Origin of the sequence: Paraflavitalea speifideaquila (assembly GCF_032395985.1) — a bacterium.
Classification (GTDB): Bacteria; Bacteroidota; Bacteroidia; order Chitinophagales; family Chitinophagaceae; genus Paraflavitalea; species Paraflavitalea speifideaquila.
Genome location: NZ_CP135920.1, coordinates 269,732 through 286,322 on the forward strand (window position 1 = coordinate 269,732; position 16,591 = coordinate 286,322).

At 46.3% G+C, this 16,591-nt stretch carries 22 protein-coding genes; 21 read left to right on the forward strand and 1 reads right to left on the reverse strand.

All coding sequences use genetic code 11. From position 1 onward, the window contains the following. Positions 1–163: 163 nt before the first annotated feature. The 9 genes from RS881_RS01955 (at position 164) to RS881_RS01995 (ending at position 6,627) form a co-directional block, all read left to right on the forward strand. Positions 164–643, forward strand: coding sequence for a LuxR C-terminal-related transcriptional regulator (locus tag RS881_RS01955; protein ID WP_315819540.1), 480 nt, complete (start codon positions 164–166; stop codon positions 641–643). A 544-nt stretch (positions 644–1,187) separates the two neighbouring features. After that, positions 1,188–1,736, forward strand: a complete 549-nt coding sequence (locus RS881_RS01960; RefSeq protein ID WP_315819541.1) for a class II glutamine amidotransferase domain-containing protein — start codon at positions 1,188–1,190, stop codon at positions 1,734–1,736. Then, positions 1,733–2,356, forward strand: coding sequence for an amidophosphoribosyltransferase (locus RS881_RS01965; RefSeq protein ID WP_315819542.1), 624 nt, complete (start codon positions 1,733–1,735; stop codon positions 2,354–2,356). The genes RS881_RS01960 and RS881_RS01965 overlap by 4 nt, the downstream gene beginning before the upstream one ends. Then, positions 2,353–2,595 (forward strand): hypothetical protein, encoded by a 243-nt coding sequence (locus RS881_RS01970; RefSeq protein WP_315819543.1) that lies wholly within the window; start codon positions 2,353–2,355, stop codon positions 2,593–2,595. Before RS881_RS01965 ends, RS881_RS01970 begins: the two co-directional genes overlap by 4 nt. 47 nt (positions 2,596–2,642) lie before the next feature. Continuing rightward, the gene (locus RS881_RS01975; protein ID WP_315819544.1) at positions 2,643–3,032 is read left to right on the forward strand and encodes a hypothetical protein; all 390 of its coding nucleotides are present in this window, start codon (positions 2,643–2,645) and stop codon (positions 3,030–3,032) included. A gap of 560 nt (positions 3,033–3,592) precedes the next feature. After that, positions 3,593–3,985, forward strand: coding sequence for a response regulator (locus RS881_RS01980; RefSeq protein ID WP_315819545.1), 393 nt, complete (start codon positions 3,593–3,595; stop codon positions 3,983–3,985). Positions 3,986–4,005: 20 nt separating this feature from the next. Beyond that, a complete protein-coding gene (locus RS881_RS01985) occupies positions 4,006–4,179 on the forward strand; it encodes a LuxR C-terminal-related transcriptional regulator (RefSeq protein ID WP_315819546.1) in 174 nt (57 codons plus the stop codon). A gap of 270 nt (positions 4,180–4,449) precedes the next feature. Continuing rightward, positions 4,450–4,803 (forward strand): SixA phosphatase family protein, encoded by a 354-nt coding sequence (locus RS881_RS01990; protein WP_315819547.1) that lies wholly within the window; start codon positions 4,450–4,452, stop codon positions 4,801–4,803. Between the two features lie 402 nt (positions 4,804–5,205). Further along, positions 5,206–6,627 (forward strand): carboxylesterase family protein, encoded by a 1,422-nt coding sequence (locus RS881_RS01995; RefSeq protein ID WP_315819548.1) that lies wholly within the window; start codon positions 5,206–5,208, stop codon positions 6,625–6,627. A gap of 97 nt (positions 6,628–6,724) precedes the next feature. On the opposite strand, the gene RS881_RS02000 is transcribed toward RS881_RS01995, so the two are convergent. Then, positions 6,725–7,819 carry a glycosyltransferase gene (locus RS881_RS02000; RefSeq protein ID WP_315819549.1) on the reverse strand — a complete coding sequence of 365 codons (1,095 nt, stop codon included), beginning with the start codon at positions 7,817–7,819 and terminating at the stop codon, positions 6,725–6,727. 251 nt (positions 7,820–8,070) lie between these two features. On the opposite strand from RS881_RS02000, the gene RS881_RS02005 reads away from it, so the two are divergent. The 12 genes from RS881_RS02005 to RS881_RS02060 all read left to right on the forward strand — a co-directional run bounded on the left by RS881_RS02005 (position 8,071) and on the right by RS881_RS02060 (position 16,558). Continuing rightward, positions 8,071–8,319: a hypothetical protein gene (locus RS881_RS02005; protein ID WP_315819550.1), complete on the forward strand. Its 249-nt coding sequence runs from the start codon at positions 8,071–8,073 to the stop codon at positions 8,317–8,319. Between the two features lie 629 nt (positions 8,320–8,948). Continuing rightward, positions 8,949–9,215: a hypothetical protein gene (locus RS881_RS02010; protein WP_315819551.1), complete on the forward strand. Its 267-nt coding sequence runs from the start codon at positions 8,949–8,951 to the stop codon at positions 9,213–9,215. Then, positions 9,167–9,496, forward strand: a complete 330-nt coding sequence (locus RS881_RS02015; RefSeq protein WP_315819552.1) for a hypothetical protein — start codon at positions 9,167–9,169, stop codon at positions 9,494–9,496. The genes RS881_RS02010 and RS881_RS02015 overlap by 49 nt, the downstream gene beginning before the upstream one ends. Further along, positions 9,493–9,723, forward strand: coding sequence for a hypothetical protein (locus tag RS881_RS02020; RefSeq protein ID WP_315819553.1), 231 nt, complete (start codon positions 9,493–9,495; stop codon positions 9,721–9,723). Before RS881_RS02015 ends, RS881_RS02020 begins: the two co-directional genes overlap by 4 nt. Positions 9,724–9,790: 67 nt before the next feature. Further along, positions 9,791–10,807 (forward strand): hypothetical protein, encoded by a 1,017-nt coding sequence (locus RS881_RS02025; RefSeq protein ID WP_315819554.1) that lies wholly within the window; start codon positions 9,791–9,793, stop codon positions 10,805–10,807. A 506-nt stretch (positions 10,808–11,313) separates the two neighbouring features. Then, the gene (locus RS881_RS02030; RefSeq protein WP_315819555.1) at positions 11,314–11,559 is read left to right on the forward strand and encodes a hypothetical protein; all 246 of its coding nucleotides are present in this window, start codon (positions 11,314–11,316) and stop codon (positions 11,557–11,559) included. Between the two features lie 20 nt (positions 11,560–11,579). Beyond that, positions 11,580–11,846: a hypothetical protein gene (locus tag RS881_RS02035; protein ID WP_315819556.1), complete on the forward strand. Its 267-nt coding sequence runs from the start codon at positions 11,580–11,582 to the stop codon at positions 11,844–11,846. A gap of 188 nt (positions 11,847–12,034) precedes the next feature. Further along, positions 12,035–12,427 (forward strand): hypothetical protein, encoded by a 393-nt coding sequence (locus RS881_RS02040; protein ID WP_315819557.1) that lies wholly within the window; start codon positions 12,035–12,037, stop codon positions 12,425–12,427. Positions 12,428–12,496: 69 nt separating this feature from the next. Continuing rightward, positions 12,497–15,154, forward strand: coding sequence for a hypothetical protein (locus tag RS881_RS02045; RefSeq protein ID WP_315819558.1), 2,658 nt, complete (start codon positions 12,497–12,499; stop codon positions 15,152–15,154). Positions 15,155–15,183: 29 nt separating this feature from the next. After that, complete coding sequence (locus tag RS881_RS02050; RefSeq protein WP_315819559.1) at positions 15,184–15,681, forward strand: hypothetical protein; 498 nt, start codon at positions 15,184–15,186, stop codon at positions 15,679–15,681. Beyond that, entirely contained in the window at positions 15,615–16,388 is a 774-nt protein-coding gene (locus RS881_RS02055; protein WP_315819560.1) for a hypothetical protein, read from the forward strand. Before RS881_RS02050 ends, RS881_RS02055 begins: the two co-directional genes overlap by 67 nt. Next, entirely contained in the window at positions 16,385–16,558 is a 174-nt protein-coding gene (locus RS881_RS02060) for a hypothetical protein (RefSeq protein ID WP_315819561.1), read from the forward strand. The genes RS881_RS02055 and RS881_RS02060 overlap by 4 nt, the downstream gene beginning before the upstream one ends. Positions 16,559–16,591: the final 33 nt, after the last annotated feature.

Here is a 16,591-nt window from a genome sequence, read left to right on the forward strand (position 1 = left end):
TTATGGAAAAGATCAGTGTCCTAATTGCCGACGATCATAAATTGATCAGAGAAACCTGGAGTTACATTTTGAATAACGACCCACGATTCATGGTCGTAGCCGAATGTGGCGATTCGGAAGAGGCCGTAGAGCATGCCAAGAACAAAAGCCCCAGATTGTCCTCATGGACATTAACATTGCCCCCATTTCTGGATTTGAAGCCACTGAAAAGATCAGGAAGCTATCACCAGGCTCCAAAGTAATTGGGATTTCCATGCACTCCCAACCCGCCTATGCCAAAAAAATGCTTCAAATAGGAGCCAGGGGTTATGTAACCAAGAACTCTTCCAAGGATGAAATGATTGAGGCCATCCTCTCTGTTCATAGCGGGAACAAATATATTTGCGATGAGATCAAGAATAATATCTCTGAACTGGTACTGGATGATAAGCAGGAGATGCCCAATGTGAATGCCCTTACCGGCCGTGAAATAGAGATCATTAACCTGATTAAAGAGGGGCAGTCTTCCAAAGAAATAGCTACCATTCTCAAAATATCCCTTAAAACAGTCGAAGTTCACCGCCATAATATCCTCAAGAAGCTCAAATTGAAAAATGCAGCTTCCCTGGTCAACTATATCAACAACCTCGCAACCAGTTTATAATCACCCTTTTCCATCCTATTTGGCAAGCCACATTGTCGGTAAATCACTGACAGCTAAGGGTATACCCGTAAAGAAAACTGAAAAATTCCATAGGTCATTGAAAAACAATGACCCGTTTAGCTATCCATTGACTGAAATCAAGCATCTTGCATCGAAATCAATGCCTGTTATGACCCAGGCCCTAAATCCTGAGTATAACCTCAATTCTATGAAAAAAAGCTAATCTATTGGTTTTGAACCGTCATAAACCGTATTAGCACCAAATCCAATCCTTTTGAAAAGAACCACCCCCATGTTCCTATGAAAACTGGGGGCTTTTTTTACCTCCCTCCTAGCCCCTCCCTCCCTCTTTCTCTCTTTCTCCTCTTCCCCTCCTAGCCCCTCTCTTTCCTCTCTTCCCCTCCTAGCCCCTCTCTTTCCTCTCTTCCCCTCCTAGCCCCTCTCTTTCCTCTCTTCCCCTCCTAGCCCCTCCCTTTCCCCTCCTAGCCATTTCATTAAAAACCAGAAACAATCCTTACCTTGCGCCCTTAACCAGGAGTAATCCATGAGTGATGAAATAAAACATGAATGCGGATTGGCATTCATACGTTTACGCAAGCCGTTCTCCTATTATCAACAGCAATACGGTACAGTAATGTGGGGCCTGAATAAGCTGTACATCCTCATGGAAAAGCAGCACAACCGGGGTCAGGATGGGGCCGGTGTAGCAGCAGTTAAACTGAATGTGGAACCTGGTTACCCCTTTTTGAACCGCATCCGCAGCAATGCCAACCAGCCCATAGCCGATATTTTTACCAAGATCAATAACGAGGTCAAGGAACTGGAGCAATACCAGCCCGATCTGCTCAAACATCCAGGCCTCATGAAGGGCCATATCTCCTTTATTGGGGAATTGTTGTTAGGGCACCTCCGCTATGGTACCCAGGGCAAAAACAACGTAGAATTTTGCCATCCTTTTATCAAACGCAATACCATCCCGGCGCGCAACCTGGCGTTAGCGGGAAACTTCAACCTGGTCAATACCGATGAGTTGTTTGCACTCATCAATGTGGAGCCTGGCGATTTCAAAAACAAAGCGACCTGGCGGCCATGATGGAAGTCATTCATCATTTTGCCGTTAAAGCCGATGAAGAATCTCCCGGCAACCTGGATGTGCTCAAGGTATTGCGCAAAGCCGTTCCTTTATTCGATGGTGGTTTTACCGTTGGCGGTCTTATCGGAAATGGCGATTCCTTTGTATTTAGAGATGCCAATGGTATTCGTCCGGCTTATTATTATATTGATGAGGATGTAGTGGTAGCGGCTTCTGAGCGTTCCGCTATCCGCACAGTATTCAATGTAGGAGAAAATGAAGTACAGGAGCTCATGCCTGGAATGGGTCTCATCGTTAAAGCTGATGGCCAGATTGCAGTAGATCAGATCCTGGAACCCAAAGAGCGCCGTGCCTGCAGTTTTGAGCGCATCTATTTTTCCCGTGGCAGCGATGAAAAGATTTACCGGGAAAGAAATGCATTGGGGTATAATCTCAGCGATCAGATACTCACCGCTATCAATCATGACCTGAAGAATACCATCTTCTCATTTATACCCAATACCGCCGAAGTAGCCTTTTACGGATTGCAAAAAGGCCTCGATGATTACCTTAAAAAGTCAAGATCGAGCGTATATTATCCTGGGGTAAAGATATTACCGGGGATAAGTTATCCGAAATGATCAATCGGAAGATCCGCGTTGAGAAAGTGGCCATCAAGGATGTGAAAATGCGCACTTTCATTACTGCCGATACCAGCCGTAATGAAATGGTGCAACACGTATATGATATCACCTACGGAACAGTAGAGAAAGGAAAAGATACCCTTGTTGTTATTGACGATTCAATTGTGCGGGGTACTACCCTCAAAGAAAGTATTGTACGCATGTTGGCCAGACTCGAGCCTAAAAGATCATCGTAGTTTCTTCTGCCCCTCAAATACGCTATCCCGATTGCTATGGTATTGACATGAGTAAACTCGGCGATTTCATAGCCTTCAGAGCAGCCATCGAATTAATGAAAGATAAGGGCAAAGAAAACAACCTCCAGGAGATCTATGAAAAGTGCAAGGAATTGCAGCGCCTGGATCAGTTGCATACAGAAAATCTGGTGCGCCTTGTTTATAAGCCATTTACTCCGGAAGAGGTGTCAGACAAAATTGCCCAACTCATCACTCCCAAGGGCCTTAAAATTCCAGTACAGGTAATTTTCCAAACCATTGAATCCTTACACCGCGCTTGCCCTACCAATACCGGCGATTGGTATTTTACCGGCAATTACCCCACACCAGGTGGAAATAGAGTGGTCAATAAGGCATTCATCAACTTCATGGAAGGAAAGAACGTTAGGGGGTATTAATGCGCAAATAGAGCATAACCTGTCCGGCTTCCCTGGATTAGAAAATTTACTATTCCTGGTGGATACGCTACTTTGTTGCAGACACCTGTTTGCAGTTGCCGTTTACTTTTCTGTAAAACCCGTTAAGTAAATCCCTCGAAAATATTTGAACAAAAATATTTTTCTGCACCCGCTTTTAGTACTAACCCCTGGATTATTTGTTATAATATTAAAAGGATAAGGTTTAATGGTTAACGTATTTGATTAGTGTCGCCCCGCTTTTCCAGGTGGGGCTTTTTTATGCCCGGAACAGGTCAGGTTGTGATGGCCACTAAGCATAAGAACACTACTTCTATAAGCACTATCTTCAGCTACCCCCTAAATGGAATTGAATAATTCAGAAAAAATCATAATATCATATACCATTTTGGGGCATAAGTTTTATTCTGTAGAAGAAGGCTGTTATCATGGTGAGGCCTAAACATTAGTAGCACCACCAGCAGTAAAAAAGATAGTTCCTATCTTTCAGGTAAAGTGTGCCTTTTGCTTACTCTAATACGCCATAGTAAAAAGAAAGTCTTATGAGCAGAATTTCAATCATGATTGTAGATGATCATACGCTTATCCGTGAAACCTGGTCATTTCTCCTGGGACGCAACGAAGGGTTTGAAGTGATTGCCGAAGTAGGCGATGGACAACAGGCAATAGAAATTGCACGCGATAAACGGCCCAACATAATCCTGCTGGATATAAATATGTCCCCCCTCAATGGTTTTGATATCTTAAAAATGGTCCGTAAGCTTTCTCCTGGCTCAAAAGTAATAGCCGTGTCCATGCATTCTCAACCCGCTTACGCAAAAAAATGCTACGCCTGGGAGCGCGCGGCTATGTCACCAAAAACTCACCTCGTCAGGAAATGTTGGATGCTATCAACGAGGTATATCACGGTCAAATTTACGTATGCCAGGAAGTAAAGAATATTATTTCCGTCCAAATGCTGGGCGATGAAGAGAGCCTGCCTGGACTGAACCAGTTGTCCGAGCGTGAAATTGAGGTTATTAACCTCATTAGAGATGGACTGGCATCCAAAGAAATTGCTGCCAGGCTGAATATCGCTATCAAAACAGTGGAAGTTCACCGGCATAATATCCTCAAAAACTTAAAGTGAAAAATACAGCTTCCCTGATCAACTACATCAATGCAAGTGGCCTCTGATGACAGGGTTGACAAATTATTGGAAAAAGCAAAAATAATTTCATTTAATCCCCCTTGTGCTAAAAATACCCAGTTCTGGCAAAGATTTTGCTTGTAATTACTCGCCGACCGTTTAGCTTCCTATGGGGAACCACCACTAAAACAGGCCTGTTTAATATTGTCTGATTCCTTTGATTGAAACTTATTAAGTACTTTAAGGGGAGTATTCCCCTTAAATTTTTCTATGAAGCATATCCTTATTATCCGGCACGCCAAAAGTAGCTGGGCCGATCCGTCCCAGGATGATTTTGACCGCCCATTGAACGAACGGGGTAAACAAGATAGTCCGCAAATGGCCCAACGCCTGCTGGCTCGTTCCATCACTATTGATGCATTTATCGCCAGCCCGGCAAAACGCGCCCGGAAAACAGCCGCCCTTTTTGCTGCAGAATTCAACTACCACAAGGAAAATATTCTTCTTGTTCCTGAATTATACCACGCTTCTCCGGCCAACTTCTACGAAACAATTGCCAGGGCGCCGTCATCAGCCAATACCATCGCTGTTTTTCACACAATCCCGGCATTACTGAATTTGTAAACATGCTTACAGAAGTAAGGATTGATGACATGCCTACATGTGCTATCTTTGGCGCGCAGGTAGATACCCTAAACTGGGCTCACTTTAAAGAGGCGCCTAAAACCTTTTGGTTTTTTGATTATCCCAAATCTTTATCAGTTTAAGACCCGCCAGTTTACATCGTTCCGGATGGCACGATTTTTACTGATATGAATAGATTGGCTTACTATTTATAGGAAGCCCGCCCCGATTCGCACCCTATAAAAAACCGGTTCACCAACTTACCACCACACCTATTCAACTTCCTTTGAAGGCTATACATCCAATCTCAGCCTTTGATACCACTATTTATTTACTGGTAAAATCTTATCTATGCCATTACGGCTACCTGCTCTTGTGCAAAAAACGATCTGCTTTATTGCGATGTTATTAATTGAGTATACTGCCTCGTCACAGTGTACCCCGGTCAACCTGGAAAGAATATCCCTACCCTCCAATGAGTGGATTGGCAATGGCTATATTAAGGGATTGCTAAGGTTGCTGCCAGCCGACTATGCTGCCAATCCCACAAAAAAATATCCTGTTATCATTTATTTTCATGGCAACCAGGCTGCGGGCGATGGCTCACAAGACGCACTGTGCAAGATTATTGGGGATGGCGCCTCCGCCCTACCCGGTAAGATTGAATCCAACGAATTTCCCACTACCGTAACTGTAAATGGGCAAACCCATTCCTATATCGTATTGATGCCCCAATATACAGGATACAGCGAGCCTCCCTATTATGCCGATAAAATAGAAGCCTTCATTGATTATGCCATGTCGGCCTACCGTATTGATCCTACCCGGGTTTACCTTACCGGTATGAGCAGTGGTGCCAACCATGTTATTGATTATGTTTCCAGCAGTGCAAGCCGCGCACAGCGCATTGCTGCCATAGCCATGAGCTCCATGTGTTGGCGGTTATCCCTTAATCCTGCCGGTCCAGCCAATATTGCCAATGCTGGTTTGCCCACCTGGTTTGTTCATTGTGCCCTCGATAATCCCTGTGTGGTCGCCTGGCCCGATGAATGGGTCAATGCCATCAACAACCAGCCCGGTGCCATAGCTCCCAGGTATTCAAGGCTCGATCAAACGCCCAATCCCCAGCCCTTCCCTTTCCCCCTATCTCAGCAATTGCTCTATTGCAGGCCCTTTCCTCATGATACCTGGTTGGCTTTGTATAGCCCCTTATTTACCCCCGCAGGTGGCCCCAATCTCTACCAATGGTTGCTTCAACATAGCCGCAGCACCCTGCCCGTACGTCTTAAAAACTTTTCAGCCCGGTTAACAGCAGGTAAAGTACTCCTGCAATGGACCACTACTTCTGAAACCGAAAATGCTTCCTTTATCATTGAACGTGCAGGTAGTGATGGCCGCTTTATGCCATTGGCCACCAGGAAGGGCAGCGGCAATTCAGGGATAGATAAACAATATGACTATAGCGATGAAAAACCTTTGCCCCAGCTCAGCTATTACAGACTGGTACAAGCCGATATCGACGGAGACAAGCAATACCTGGGTACAAAAACGATTGCTAACAGGCAAGGGCTTCGGCAACTCATCATCCCAGCCTCCAATCCATTTACCAATAATATAGTGGCCTATATCAATGTAGAGATAACACAAAAAGTGATCGTAGAAGTGACCGACATGAGCGGTAGGAAAATAGCCGGATTGAGTGGCATATATGCATCCGGAGCTACAGAAATTAACCTCCCTGCTACACAACTGCCCAAAGGAATGTATTATCTAAAGGCCCGTAGTGGATCAACAACAGAAACCTATAAGATCGTAAAACAATAAGATATAGTTCTACAAAAATGAAAAAGAGACAGGGCAACCTTCCAAAGCCTGCCCTGTCTCTTTTTCATATACCAACCCAAATGCGAAACAAAAGCACTTACGATTCTCGACTGCCGACTGCCGGCCGCTCCATCCCCTCCACAAATTCCCGCACTACTTCCTTGTACGCATCCTTCGGCAGATCAGGTATTTTATAAGTGAATTTTCCTGCTTCTTCCAACGCCCGGTCAAGTTGAAATCCCTTTTGCGGCAGCGTATAGGCCCACTGTTGTTGCAATAGGTGATGCGCCAGGTACTCCTGCTCCGCCTGTCCCGGTGTAGGCACCAGGATCGATTTCTTCCCCATCAAAAACAAATCCATTACTGTAGTATACCCACAGCGGCTGATCACCAGTTCTGCCTCACAGATCAGCGCCTGCAACATATCCGCCGGGGCATGATTCAATAACTTGCAATGATCCGGAGTGGTAGGCAAAGCGGTAGCTAATGGAAGTCCTCTTACCATCACCACCTGGCCCGTATAATCCTTCAATTGTTCCAGTAATACCTGTTCAAAAATACTACGCAGCGGTTCAGGCCCCGACAGAATAATTAGTAATAGGCCTTTACCTGCTACAGAACAAGTTGCCATACGAGATAGCGCTCCGATGTACCGCACCGGCAGCGAAGGCATTATCCGGGGATGGGATAGCTCACCTGATAAAGAGGGGGCACCCGCCTCGTCTGGTACCCAACAAGTCGTGAACCGGTTAATATGACGGTAATTCCACCGACGCACAAGGGCATCTGCCCGCTGCCCAAGTCCTGTTTTGATTTGTAATTGATGCGTAATAAAAATAGAAGGGAGGCCAGTGGCGTACAAGCCAAAGCGATTGTCGGAAATGACAGCATTTACTCCTTCCTGCAACAAAAACGTTCTTAACCAACGGTTTTCCTGCTTGATCCGGATCAAAATTTTAAGCGATTGGAGCATTAGCCTGGCTAGAGTGGCGCCTCGGGTCTTGCCATACAGGATACCATATCCTGCCAGGTGGATATAGCGGCAATGATCCTGAAATTCAAGGAATAATATTTCCTTTTGCGTTGAATTACAGCCGATAATAACCTCACAGCCCAGGCCCATCAGTTGCCGGATCAGTGGGATGCAACGGGTAGTATGGCCCAATCCCCAATCCAGCGGACAAACCAGCACTAAGGGTTTTCGCGTAGAACTGTTAAAATTTAAAGATACCACCGGCCTTAAATAATAATTTTGTGTGTAAAATAGTTTAATTTAGTAAAGATCAGTATGAAGAAGATTAAATATCAATTGGTTTTGTTGGCCATAGTGTTGAGTGTACTAATGACAGCTTGCACCTCAGGTAGAGGTATGGGTGGTTCATCCAAAAAATGTGGCTGTGGCCTGAACAAAGGATTTGTTGGCTATTAATATCCTGATAGAAAATGAAAACGCCCAATCGCGATTTGCTTGTCCTAATGAAAGACGAAGGTCTTGATAAGGATGCTATGGAAAATGAACTGGAACAATTAAACCAGTTATTGCTCTATTTTGAAACCATGGATAACTTTTGCATGGCCCATGAAGTATTTGATATGAACAAATACAGGATCATTCATCAGCCGAAAGTTATTCAAAAGATGATCAACCAGCCCGAGTTGAAACCATTTGTATTTATCTGCAATAAGAACTAAGAACAACGTTTCTGATATAACTGAAAAAGATGACTGAGTAAGTCATCTTTTTTTATTGTCCCTCCTCCTAAAAACGCATACTTGCTTACACGGTTTTGCTCGATTTTAACACACTTATCGGGCAAATCTGCACACCTGCTGGTTTGTGCTAGGCCATTCAAAAGCACTTTCCTTTATTTGCACTGCTTTAATGTATCCCCCTTTGTATAACTTACTATAAAGATCCATATCCAGGCGAAGAGCCTGAATCAATTTCTTTTTTGTAAACCCAGCCCAAAACCTTACTGCGTATATGGGAAAGCCATATTCGTACATACCTTCCTATGCCCTGACTGTTGTATTGGTCCTAATCATGACCACTGCTTCGGCTCAGGAACAATCAAACAAAGCTGCCGCCGATACATCCAGGCCGGCCCCCAGGCTTTACGCAAGATCACCGATTCCGTTCGTTCTCTCACCGATACCGCCATTAAAGGCGTGAAACAACTGGCCAATACCAGGGCAGTCAGCTGAAAAATCCATCAAGTCAAAACGCTCCTATTACCAACGGCGCCCGGTTTACCCAAAGGAAAGGACCTGCTATCTAAGGACTCGCTACGTTTTGATGTACACAACCCGTTCAAAAATTATTGCTGGCCAAACCCCTGGTAAAATTAAATGGCGGTTATGTGAGCTACCAGTTCAACTACCGCACGGCTATTGACACGCCGTATGTAGAAAAGAATATTGCCCAGCATAATATTACGGGCAACCTGTCGCTCACCCTGGCCGGGCATTTACCGGTGCGGGTGACCTGGTGGTCGCGCCAAAGCAATTCAGGATCTTCCGTGACATTACAGATGTACAGGTGTCTTTTGACGGGGCAGCCTATAAACAGCAATTACAAAACTCGCTAAGGCAACGTTTACTGGCCATGGCGCCCAACCTGCGCGATTCGCTGACAGAAAAGTTATATGGGTTAAAAAAATTACAACTGGATAGCCTGAAAGCAGGCATGCTGCGTTCCTTCTCACCGCAAGACCTGGTAGAAGCGCATGAAACCCTGCGGGTGCCGCGCATTACCTGGACGCCCAGCCTGCCCGACAGTGTGAACCAGGCGCGGGAAGACTCACTCAAAAAAGTAGCGGGTTTATTCCTGGACCTTTACGATAAAACCAGGGGGAATATGACCGGTTGACCAGGCAGGTGGATTCACTGAAAGGGGCTTACGAACAAAACCGGCAGAAAGTGCAGCGCTTCAAACAACTGGTGGGCGGACGCTGGGAAGAACTGACGGCTACACGTGGCTGGACGGATAAACTGCAGGAATATGGCATGGGCAAGGTGCAGGTGCCTGCCAAATACCGCTGGCTGATGGGATTCCGGCAATTCAGCGTGGGCAGGAAGTGTAACGAACTACAGTGAGCTGACGGTAAAAAATACCAGCGTTAACGGGATCAACTTTGAATACAATAGTTGGTATTACCTGGCATTGAGTGCCGGCCTGGTGGATTACCGCTACCGCGATTTTGTGGTGAACGGGTCGAATAAAAAACCGCAATACCTGTACCTGGTAAGGGCGGGTATTGGCCGGCTGGAAAAGAACTATTTTATCCTCTCGGCCTTCCGGGGTGAGAAACAATTGTTCCCCTCCAATGGCTCCCGGCTGTCTTCTATTACGGTCACCGGTTTTAGTGCTGAAGCCAAGATGCAGCTAAACCGTACCAGTTATATAACCGCTGAAATAGCCAAATCACTGGCGCCCGACTTCAGACACAATCCTTCACAGGGCAATACCAAGTTCTCGCTCTCGGATAAGAGTAACCAGGCTTATTCCGTCAAAGCATTTTCCTATATACCTTCTACTGGCACACGCCTGGAAGGCTATTATAAACATACAGGCGCCAATTTCCAATCCTTCAGCAGTTTTCAAACCAACAATGCCCTGGAAAGCTGGATGGTAAAAGCAGAACAAGGATTCTTCAAACGCAAATTGCGGCTGACAGGCTCCCTGCGTAAAAATGAATTTACCAATCCCTTCCTGCCACAGGATTATAAAAGCAATACGGTATTCAAAAGCCTGACGGCTACCTTCAAAATGCGCAAATGGCCGGCAATTACCGTGGGCTACCAGCCCATGAGCCAGCTAACGGCGCTGGACAGTGTGGTGATCGAAAACCGGTTCCAGGTATTGAATGGCAGCGCTTACCATACTTATCATATAGGTACCCTGCGTACGGCCTCTACGCTGGTACTCAACAAATTTTACAATAGCGGCCGGGATACAGGTTTTGTGTACTTCAATGCCACCCATGTATTCTGGGCGCAGCAATTCTACTTCAACAAGTTTACCACGCAGGTAGCTATTTCATATACAAAGAATTCCAGTTACCGCCTGGTGGTGATGGACGAAGGGATACAATGGAACCTGAGGCAATTGGGATCAGCCGGGTTTGGGGTAAAGATCAATGCACTGAATGATCAACTGGTAAAAACAGGGGGTATGTAAATGTCAACCTGAGGGTATACAAACAGGATTTTATTACGCTTAGTTATGAATCGGGTTATTTGCCTGGATTCAATAAAGGGTTGATACAAAATGAAATGGCGACGGTGCAGTTTGTGAAGAGCTTTTAATCGCAGGTTACGCAGCGGGAACGCAGATTACGCAGCAAAGAAGGATTGCAGGAAGGGCACAAGTACGCCGGTACACGGGGCCTGGCTGCCTACTTGCGCCAGGGGCTAAGAGGTGACACCTTTTCGTTTTCGTGGTAAGGGAAAGGTGTCACCTCTTTCCTGATGAAGGTGAGCCGCTCTACAACGCTGCATTTGCCAGTCTGCAGAGCGACCCACCTTTCGCCAGGGTGCAAACAAATAAAATTTGGATGACAGTTCCTTGCGCCAGGGGGAGAAGAGTTTTTAATCGCAGGTTACGCAGCGGGAACGCAGATTACGCAGATGAGAAGGATTGCGCAGATGGAGGAAGAGGCAATAATGAATTACGAAATAAGACTTATGAGAAAGATATTTTTATTCACGGCATTGATTGCACTGGGCCTAAGCGGTAACACACAGGTAGTGCTCAACCTGCAGTTACCGCCATTGGGCCTGACCATCAAACCACAGTTGTGGAACTTATCGCTGATCAATACGTCGCAGCAGGATATGCAGGTGCGTATTGAAATGATAATGACAGATGTGGCCACCAACCAGCGGGTATTGACGGGCACTTCCAAACTGATCCACCTGCCCAGGGGCTAAAGCAGGTACAGCTAAGTGATGTGATACCCATTACCTACAATCCGGGCAGTGCGGGCTATGCAGTAGATCCTTCACCCGAAGGCTTTTTACCCATTGGGTTGTTCAATATTTGTTATACAGCTATCCGCATAGAAAGTGATGCGGTAGACAGGCTGGGCGAGGAGTGTGAAACGATCGAGATAGAACCGGTCAGCCCGCCCCAGCTGATGATACCGATGGATGAAGAACAGGTAACCATTACCCGGCCCTTTTTGCCTGGATACCTCCTTCGCCATTCAGTACGCTGACCGGCCTGCTGTACGACTGGACACTGGTAGAAGTACAGGCAACCCAAAGTCCGGCCGATGCCATCCAGCAAAATGTACCCCTGCTGAGCAGGCAAAATATTTCATTCACCAATTTTCAGTATCCCCTTTCATCGCCCGAACTGGACAGCAGCAAGCTGTATGCCTGGCGCATAACCGCCAAGAACAACATGGCGCCTATTGCCAATAGTGAGGTATGGAGCTTTAGGGTAAAACAGTTTGGTGTTGACAGCAATATCAATATAGTCGGTGGTCCCTATTTTTCAAAATTAACCCGTACCGAAGAGGCGGCTTATGTGATCAGCAACGGCATACTGCGCTTTGAATACCTCCATGAGTTGAATGAACCGCATGTAGAAGTGAGCATTGTCGATATCAGCGATGCCGGCCGTAAACAGGTACAGCTGGATTCCACCAAAATACCCGTACAATTCGGTCAGAACTTTCAGCAGATGGATTTACGTCAAAACAATGACATGAAAAACAAGCATATGTACCTGCTGGAATTGATCAATGCACGGAGAGAAAAATGGTACCTGAAATTTGAATACAGGACTCCCTAACTGTTTACCATTCGCTGTTTTCAACCAGCCAATTAATAAAAGACGATTCACGACTAAAATATCATTTGCATGTTAGTTACCCTTGCGCGTTATCAAAAGTCCATTGCCTGGTTTTTGGCAGGACTCTTTTACCTGGAGTTGATCATTACCCCCGTGATGGCAAGGGCCGCAGTAAGCCGGCCCGTTATTCATGCTCCTGCCTTCCGGCCAATGGCCGGTGCAGGTCTTCCAATTAAAAGTGGTCTTGCTATGCCTCTGCCACTTAATAAACTGCACAATTTACCTGCACCCATGCCAGCCCCTGCCGGGTCAGTGGAGAAGAGAGGACCCGGCTCAGCGAAGCAAAAATTTACCACCGGACCTACCCAACCCGAAATGCAAAGCTTCCAGTCCGTCAACGCCAGTAATATGGTAGACCTCTTCACCGGCGATTTCTCCTATAATATTCCCCTACTCGATGTAGGTGGCTATCCGGTCAACCTAAGCTATGGAAGTGGCATATCAATGGACCAGGAGGCCAGTTGGGTGGGCCTCGGGTGGAATATCAACCCCGGCACGATCACCCGAAACATGCGCGGATTGCCCGATGACTTCCAGGGCGGAGAAGATGCCGTAACCAAAACCATCAGCATGAAACCCAATAAAACCGTGGGTATCACCGTTGGCGGTAATATTGAATTATTGGGTAAAAGCCAGTTTTCCCAGGTTGCCGGTAAGCCCGACCCCGTGAAGGGACGTCCGGGAACAGTGGGTATTTCCTTAGGCGTTTTTCACAATACCTATAAAGGGTGGGGTACTGAAACCGGCCTCAATGTGAGCATCAATTCTGGCCTTGGCGCTGCGGGTGGCCTCACCAGTGCTTTATCCATCACCAATAACTCGCAGAATGGCCTCGATGTAAGCCCTTCCTTTGGTTACCACCTTAGCAAAAATGAAGGCAAGACCAGGGGCGAACTGACCATTGGCACCAATTACAATTCCCGCTCGGGAATACAAGACCTGCAGATCACAGGACAAGTCAAGCAGCATGTGGCCAGCTATCATTCACAAAACTATAGCATTGGGGTGGCCATTCCCTCTTATATATCCTTCTCAAAGCCTTCTTATACTCCTACCATTTTAGTGCCTTACACCTCCTCCCAGGTATCTTTTACAGCCAAAGTGGGGTCCGAACATTGGGCATTGCACCCAAATGGTTATATACGTGGCTATAGCTCTACCCAGAAAATAGCTACCGACGACCGCACCGTCAAAATTCCGGCCTATGGATACCTCAATTATGAAAAAGGAGGCGCCAACAAGAACGTATTGCTGGACTTTAACCGCGAAAAGGACGTGGCATTTAACCAACAAACGCCCCATATAGCAGTACCCATATATACTTATGATACCTATTCTATAACCGGAGAAGGTACAGGAGGTATGTTCAGACCCTATCGGGGCGATATTGGTTTTATCCATGATCATACCATGGCCACAAAAAGCAACAGCGACCGCCTATCGGTCGATATTGGATTGGGTACTGTTGTGCATGGAGGCATTGATTTTATCAATAGCAATTCAACCACCTCCACTGGCCCATGGCTGTCTGAAAATACGCTGAAGGATGTAACTGCATTCAGGCAGCAGGATACCGTATTCGAAAATGTATATTTTAAAAACCCGGGAGAAAAGACCGTCATCAATTCCGGTTTTCTCAATGCCATTGGAGGCGATAGCCTGGTCCGGGTTGACCTCTCTCCACTCGACAAACAGCAGCTTCCTTCTTACTTTGCTACCCGTACACTCTCCGTTTTCAATGCCGCCCGGATGGACAGAAAAGTCCTCTTAACAGGTAATACCGTACGAAAGGAACGGGATAAAAGAACACAGGTGATCTCCTACCTCACCGCCCGCGAAGCCGCTATCGTGGGCATGGATAAGGTCATTAAGTATTATCCCGTCAACGTATTTCCCAACAACTACTGTGGTATTAATTATAATACCCTCGAAAGAATTGACAACAAAAGACAGCCCAACCACCTGTCAGAAATAACCGTGCTCAATGGCGATGGCAGGCGCTATGTTTATGGTATCCCCGTATACAATACCCGCCAGGAAGAAGTAACCATGTCTACCGATACAGGTAGTACTACTACAGGTTTGGTGGGCTATACTGGCAGCGACAATTCGGTTGACAACAGCCGGGGTAAAGATGGCTATTTCAACAGGGAAGAAATGCCCGCTTATGCGCATTCGTTCTTGTTATCGGCCATTGTATCGCCTGACTATGCTGATCTTACCGGCGATGGTGTTTCCGAAGATGATAATGGAGATGCTGTAAAATTCAATTATAGCCAGGTCTACAACAGCAATGCCCCTTACAAATGGCGGGCCCCTTACCAGCAAAACAAGGCGGCTTATAACGAAGGCCTCAAAACCGATAACCGCGATGAACGCGGAAGCTATACCTATGGCGAAAAAGAGATATGGTACCTCAACTCCGTAGAGTCCAAAACCATGATTGCCACTTTTGTATTGGAAACCGCCACACCCAGGCTCGATGGTTATGGCGTACTGTCCAAAGATGGAGGCCAGGATGCTGCACAGAAATTATACCGCCTGAAACAGATCAACCTCTATGCAAAGGCCGATTATACAAAGAATGGCCCTGCCAATGCCAAACCCATTAAATCTGTACATTTTGAATACAGCTACGAGCTGTGTAAAAAAATCCAGGATCATTAAACGATTCCGGCAAGCTTACCCTGAAGAAAGTGTGGTTTACCTATAATAAAAACAACAAAGGAGCTTTAAACCCTTATGTTTTTACTTACCATCCTAAAAACCCCGATTACCAAAGCGGCGCTACCGACCGTTGGGGCAGCTACAAGAACCCGGCAAAAAATCCGGGTAGCGGTAAGCCACTCACCAATGCCGATTATGCCTATGCATTGCAGGAAGGCACTCAATGGAATGCCGACAGTGCAGCCGCCAATGCAGCTCCCTGGACGTTATCAGAGATTAAGTTACCCTCTGGTGGTAAAATAAAAGTTACTTATGAAAGCGATGATTATGCCTACGTGCAGGACAAAGAGCCATGCAGTTTTTCTCCCTGGCAGGAGCTGGGTTTGCTGCCAGCTCAGGTGCCACAGGTAGTAACAACCTGCACCAGCCGGGCGCTACTTCCAACGACTACCTCTATGTATTGGCCAATGTATCAGAGGCTGTTGCGGATAAAGCCGATATCAAACGCAAATACCTGGAAGGTGTGAGCCAGCTTTTCTTTAAACTGGCGGTCAATATGCCGGATGATATATGGGGTAAAGGATATGAGGTGGTTCCCTGCTATGCAGATATCGAAGACTATGATGTGAAAGCCGGATCCGGAAACAAGATGATCTGGATAAAAGTAAAAGCACTGGACGGTAACAAGAGCCCCATGGCCACGGCAGCCGTCCAGTTCCTGCGCCTTAACCTTCCCAGTAAGGCTTATCCTTATTCCGAACCGGGTGACAACTTCAGTCTTAAGAATGTATTGGGCATGCTGGCCTCTGTGGCTGGAAATATTAGCAATACAGTAAGTGGTTTCCCCAACAACGCCCGTAAAGGCAATTGGATAAATAATGTAGTACTGGACAAATCGTTTGTGCGGCTCAACAATCCGGTATATAAAAAGTTCGGTGGCGGTCTCCGTGTAAAAAGGGTAGAAGTAAAAGACAACTGGAACAGCATGACCTCCGGACAACAGGTAGAAGCTACCTATGGACAGGATTATTCCTATACAACTTCTATTGATGTGGATGGTGCACCTGTCACTGTTAGTAGTGGGGTGGCTGTTTATGAACCGGCTGTGGGCAATGATGAAAACCCCTTCCGCGTTCCGCATAAAGTATATACCGAAAAAGTAGGGGCCCTGGCGCCTGTAGATTATGTGTATACAGAAGAACCTTTTGCGGAGACTTTTTCCCGGCGCCCATGATTGGTTATAGCCGGGTGAAAGTGCAAACCATTCATAAAACAAAGAAATCGGCCAACGGATTTGATGTAACTGAGTTTTACACCGCCAGGGAGTTTCCGTCTATCGTTGAATTTACTCCCTGGACGATGAAAGCAAGAAAACATTCAATCCACCCATCGCCAATGCATTAAAATTCAATGCCCGGAATAATGTCACGTTATCCC